4 protein-coding genes are annotated in these 5166 nt (G+C 68.1%); 3 read left to right on the plus strand and 1 reads right to left on the minus strand.

The genetic code is table 11. From position 1 onward, the window contains the following. Positions 1 to 64: 64 nt before the first annotated feature. The gene (serS, locus tag AB4Y86_RS11595; RefSeq protein ID WP_441402377.1) at positions 65 to 1345 is read left to right on the plus strand and encodes a serine--tRNA ligase; all 1281 of its coding nucleotides are present in this window, start codon (positions 65 to 67) and stop codon (positions 1343 to 1345) included. A gap of 84 nt (positions 1346 to 1429) precedes the next feature. Further along, positions 1430 to 2278, plus strand: coding sequence for an HAD family hydrolase (locus AB4Y86_RS11600; RefSeq protein WP_441402378.1), 849 nt, complete (start codon positions 1430 to 1432; stop codon positions 2276 to 2278). 20 nt (positions 2279 to 2298) lie between these two features. Here AB4Y86_RS11600 and AB4Y86_RS11605 read toward each other — a convergent pair whose 3' ends face one another. After that, complete coding sequence (locus AB4Y86_RS11605) at positions 2299 to 2898, minus strand: hypothetical protein (RefSeq protein ID WP_441402379.1); 600 nt, start codon at positions 2896 to 2898, stop codon at positions 2299 to 2301. A 207-nt stretch (positions 2899 to 3105) separates the two neighbouring features. On the opposite strand from AB4Y86_RS11605, the gene AB4Y86_RS11610 reads away from it, so the two are divergent. Next, positions 3106 to 5166, plus strand: a 2061-nt coding sequence (locus AB4Y86_RS11610) for a phosphoketolase family protein (RefSeq protein WP_441402380.1), incomplete at its 3' end; no start/stop codon positions are given.

Below are 5166 nucleotides of genomic sequence, written 5' to 3' on the forward strand. Positions count from 1 at the left end.
ATCCCGGGCGTGCGCCGCGGCAGGACTGCCCGGAGGCGGCCCCGCGATTCGATAGTCTTATCTGGTGATCGACGTAAAAGACCTCAGCGACAATCCGGACAAGTTCCGTGCCAGCCAGCGCGCCCGCGGTGCCGATGAATCCGTGGTGGACGCGATCATCGCTGCGGATTCGGCCCGGCGCGCGGCGCTGATCCGTTTCGAAAACCTACGGGCCGAGCAGAACGTCTTCGGCAAGAAGGTGGCGCAGGCCAAGGGCGAGGAAAAAGCGGCACTGCTGGCCGAGGTCAAAGTGCTTGCGGGCCAGGTCAAAGAGGCCTCGGCCGAGGCCGACGTCGCCCAGTCCGCCCACGAGGAGCTCTTGCGCGGGATCCCCAACCTGATCGAGGACGGCGTCCCCGCGGGCGGCGAGGACGACTTCGTGGTGGTCAAGACTGTCGGGACGCCGCGCGAATTCCCCGACTTTGAGCCCAGGGACCACCTTGAGATCGGCGAGCTGCTCGGCGCGATCGACATGGAGCGCGGGGCCAAGGTCTCCGGTTCACGCTTCTATTTCCTGCGCGGCGTAGGCGCCCGGCTGGAAATGGCGCTGCTCCAGATGGCCATGGAACAGGCCATCGACGCCGGCTTCGTCCCGATGATCACCCCGACGCTGGTCCGTCCCGAAACCATGCAGGGCACCGGGTTCGACGTCAAGCACGACGCCGAGATCTACCGCCTCGCGGAGGACGACCTCTACCTGGTCGGAACCTCGGAAGTTGCCCTCGCCGGGTACCACGCAGACGAGATCCTGGACCTCACCGGCGGACCGGTCCGCTACGCGGGACAGAGCTCCTGCTACCGCCGCGAGGCCGGGTCGCACGGCAAAGACACCCGCGGCATCATCCGCGTCCACCAGTTCAACAAGGTGGAGATGTTCATCTACACCACTGTCGAAGAGGCTGCCGGCGAGCACGCCCGGTTGCTGGCGTGGGAAGAGGAAATGCTGGCCAAGTGCGAGCTKCCYTACCGCGTGATCGACACCGCCGCGGGGGATCTGGGCAACTCGGCCGCGCGCAAATTTGACTGCGAAGCCTGGGTGCCCACCCAGGGCGCATACCGGGAGCTGACCTCCACCTCCAACTGCACCACTTTCCAGGCACGCCGGCTCAACATCCGTGAACGCGTGCTGACCGAGGACGGCGCGCCCAAGGGCACCCGCGCCGTCGCCACACTCAACGGCACCCTCGCCACGACCCGCTGGATCGTCGCCATCCTGGAGCACCACCAGAACGCGGACGGCTCGGTCAACGTCCCGGTGGCCCTGCAGAAGTACCTCGGCGGCATGACGGTACTGCCCGTCCTCTAAGGTCGGCTGCTGTTTACCCAGGCTTCATGCCGCGCTGTGGTGCGTGTCCTAGCGAGTGTCGGCCGTGTCTGCTCTACTTGTTAGATGACTACATTGACTGAAACCTCAGTCGCTGGCAACGATGACCAGCGAGAAGCAGACGACAAAATGATGATCGCCCTCGACGTCGACGGAACCCTGGTCGACCACGACGGGCACATGTCCGTACCTGTCCGCGAAGCCGCCCAGGCCGTGGTGGCCGCCGGACACGAGGTGATGATCGCAACCGGCCGCTCGCTCAATGCGACGCTGCCCATCATCGAGCACATCGGCATCGAAAACGGCTACGCGGTCTGTTCCAACGGCGGCGTTACCCTGCGCCTGGATGCCGGCCTCGCCGACGGCTACCAGGTGCTGCACAAGGCCACCTTCGACCCCGGACCCGCACTGAGGGCACTGCGCAAGCGGCTGCCCTCCGCGAAGTACGCACTCGAAGACGCGGACGGCAACTTCCTCGCTACCGAACGCTTCCAGGACGCCAGCTTCGGCGTCGAAGCGATCGGCGTCGACTTCCAGACCATGCTGGAGGCCACCGCCGTCCGCGTCGTGGTGTTCAGCTCGGAGAACACGCCGGAGGAGTTCAACTCCGCGATCCGGCACATCGGCCTCTCCGGCGTCACCTACTCCGTGGGCTGGACCGCCTGGCTGGACATTGCCGCCGCGGGAGTCTCCAAGGCCAGCGCCCTGGAGCTGCTGCGCGGACGGCTCAACATCGAGGCGCACCGCACGGTGGCCATCGGCGACGGCCGGAATGACATCGAGATGCTCACCTGGGCCCGACGTGGCGTCGCGATGGGCCAGGCCCCGGCCGAAGTGATCGCCGCAGCCGACGAAGTCACCCACTCCGTGTTCGACGACGGCGCTGCGCACGTGCTGCGCAGCCTCCTGGCGTAGGGGGCGGGTCCGCCGCCGGCCTAGCGGACTTCGAGGATCAGGCCGAGCAACCGGGCCGCGGCCGGTCGGGCAGCGTGCTCCTCGTTCCACTGCGCCCGGGCCACGGCCTTGCTGACCGCCTGCGTGGTGATGCCCAGCTCCTTCGCCACTGCTTTCTGCTGCCCGCGCACGCCCGGGGTGAGCAGATCCAGCACTCGCCACTCGGCGGCGCTGCGTTCACGCACAATGTGGCCCAGCAGCCGCATCACGGCCTCGGCTTCCGCGGCAAGCTCCGCGAGTGGGCCCTCCACCGCTACCGGGACGCGCTCCTTGCTGTTCCTTAGCCGGTCGACGGCACGCCGGGCGTAGACCAGCCCGTGGCCGGAGGCGTCCTTGATCTGGTTGGGCAGCGGTTCGTTGACCGGGCCGACGCCGACGCCGACATACCAGGCGCCCGAGCGGAGGGCGATCAGCGCCGCCTCGACGGCCTGGCGCGGGCAGTCCACGATGCCCTGGACCTCGTCCTCCACCGAGCGGTCGAAATCGAGGCGCGCCGGAATGTGCCGCAGGTCCTTGAGGAGCTGCGGCACTCGGTCGCCATCGCGCCGGCTGTCGGTTTGGTTGATGGTCAGCGTGAACATACTGCTGACACACTACCGCCCAGCAACCGGCTGGCAAGTACCAGGATTCGGCTTCGTAACAGAGCTGTCACTGCCGCTCACGGGCGGCCGCCCGCCGTCCGGCCGCCGCCGCCCGCCGTCCAAAGGGGGGTTGTCTTCGGCCCCGGGAAATGTTGCGATGGGAAGAGACGTCGCCGCCGGCGGCACGGACGGAATCGGGGCACGCACGTGACTGACGGCTTGGATGAGGCGACCGAACTGCGGCCGGCCGGAGATGCCGCCACGGAGCTCGAACTCGTCGACCGGTGGTGGCGGGCCGCCAACTACCTCTCCGTAGGCCAGATCTATCTGCGCTCCAACCCGCTGCTGCGCGAACCGCTCAGCGCCGCGGACACCAAGGCACGGCTGCTCGGCCACTGGGGGACCACGCCCGGGCTGAACTTCGTCTACTCGCACCTGAACCGCGTGATCCGCCGGGACGCCCAGGAGCTGCTATTCGTCGCCGGTCCCGGACACGGCGGCCCGGCAGTGGTGGCCAACGCCTGGCTGGAGGGCACCTACTCGGAGATCTACAGCAACGTCGGCCCCGACGCCGACGGCCTGGCCGAGCTGTTCCGGCAGTTCTCCTACCCCGGCGGCATCCCCAGCCACGCGGCCCCGGAGACCCCGGGCTCCATCAACGAAGGCGGCGAACTTGGCTACTCGTTGGCCCACGCCTACGGAACCGTGTTCGACAACCCGAAGCTGATCACCGCCGTCGTGATCGGCGACGGCGAGGCCGAGACCGGGCCGCTCGCCACCAGCTGGCATTCGCACAACTTTCTGGACCCGGCGGCGGACGGGGCCGTCCTGCCGATCCTGCACCTGAACGGCTACAAGATCGCCAACCCGACCATCCTGGCGCGCATGCCGGAGGCCCAACTGGAGCAACTGCTGCGCGGCTACGGGCACAATCCCCACTTCGTGACCGTTACGGACCCGCAGGACACTGCAGCGGCGCACCGGGATTTCGCCGCCGCGCTGGACAGCTGCCTCGACGAGATCCGGGCCATCCAGACGGCCCGCAGGGTCGCCACACCAGCTGCCGGCGGAAACGGCGACGATGCTCCCGCCGCCGTGTGGCCGATGATCGTGCTGCGCTCGCCCAAGGGCTGGACCGGTCCCCGAACCGTCGACGGGCTGCAGGTCGAAGGCACCTGGCGCGCCCACCAGGTGCCGCTCGCCGAGGTGCGCACCAATCCCGAACACCTGGCGCAGCTGGGCCGCTGGATGGAGTCTTACCGCCCGGAGGAACTGTTCGACGGCGAGGGCCGGCTCAGGGCGGACGTCGCCGCGAATGCCCCCGCCGGGGAGCTTCGGATGAGCGCCACCCCGCACGCCAACGGCGGCATCCTGCTGCGCGACCTGAAACTGCCCCGCTGCGCGGACCACGCGGTAGAGGTGGCCGTGCCGGGCCAGCAGAAGGTCAGCGCCATGGTCACACTCGGCTCGTGGCTGCGGGACGTCATCGCGCTCAATCCGGAGAATTTCCGGCTGTTCGGTCCGGACGAGACGGCGTCCAACCGGCTGCAGAACGTCTATGAGGTCACGGACAAGGTCTGGCAGTACCGGATCGACGAAGTGGACGAGCACCTCGCACGGGCCGGCCGGGTGATGGAAGTGCTCAGCGAACACCTGTGCCAGGGTTGGCTCGAGGGTTACCTGCTGTCCGGCCGGCACGGGGTCTTCAGCTGCTACGAGGCGTTCATCCACATTGTCGATTCGATGTTTAACCAACACGCCAAGTGGCTGAAGGTCCACCGGCAGTTGCCGTGGCGGCGGCCGGTCGCCTCGCTGAACTACGTGCTTTCCTCGCACGTCTGGCAGCAGGACCACAACGGATTTTCGCACCAGGACCCGGGCTTCATCGACCATGTGGTCAACAAGAAGGCCGAGGTCATCCGGGTCTACCTGCCGCCGGATGCGAACACCCTGCTCTCCGTGATGGAGCATTGCCTCCGCTCGCGGGACTACGTCAACATCGTGGTCAGCGGCAAGCAGCCCTCGCCCACCTGGCTCGGCCCGCTGGACGCGGCGCACCACTGCCAGCGCGGACTGGGCATCTGGGATTTCGCCGGCTCCGAGGTCCCGGGCGAGGCGCCCGACGTCGTGCTGGCGTGCGCGGGCGACGTCCCCACGGTGGAGACCGTCGCGGCGGCCGAACTGCTCAAGGAGGGCGCACCGGGGCTGAAGATCCGGGTCGTGAACGTCGTGGACCTGATGCGGCTGCAGGACGCCGCCGAGCACCCG

The organism is Arthrobacter sp. 2YAF22_2 (assembly GCF_052114645.1).
Classification (GTDB): Bacteria; Actinomycetota; Actinomycetes; order Actinomycetales; family Micrococcaceae; genus Arthrobacter.

Coding starts and splice junctions, on each gene's coding strand:
- AB4Y86_RS11605 (WP_441402379.1), bottom strand. CDS start 2,898: ATGTTCACGCTGACCATCAACCAAACCGACAGCCGGCGCGATGGCGAC.
- AB4Y86_RS11600 (WP_441402378.1), top strand. CDS start 1,430: ATGACTACATTGACTGAAACCTCAGTCGCTGGCAACGATGACCAGCGA.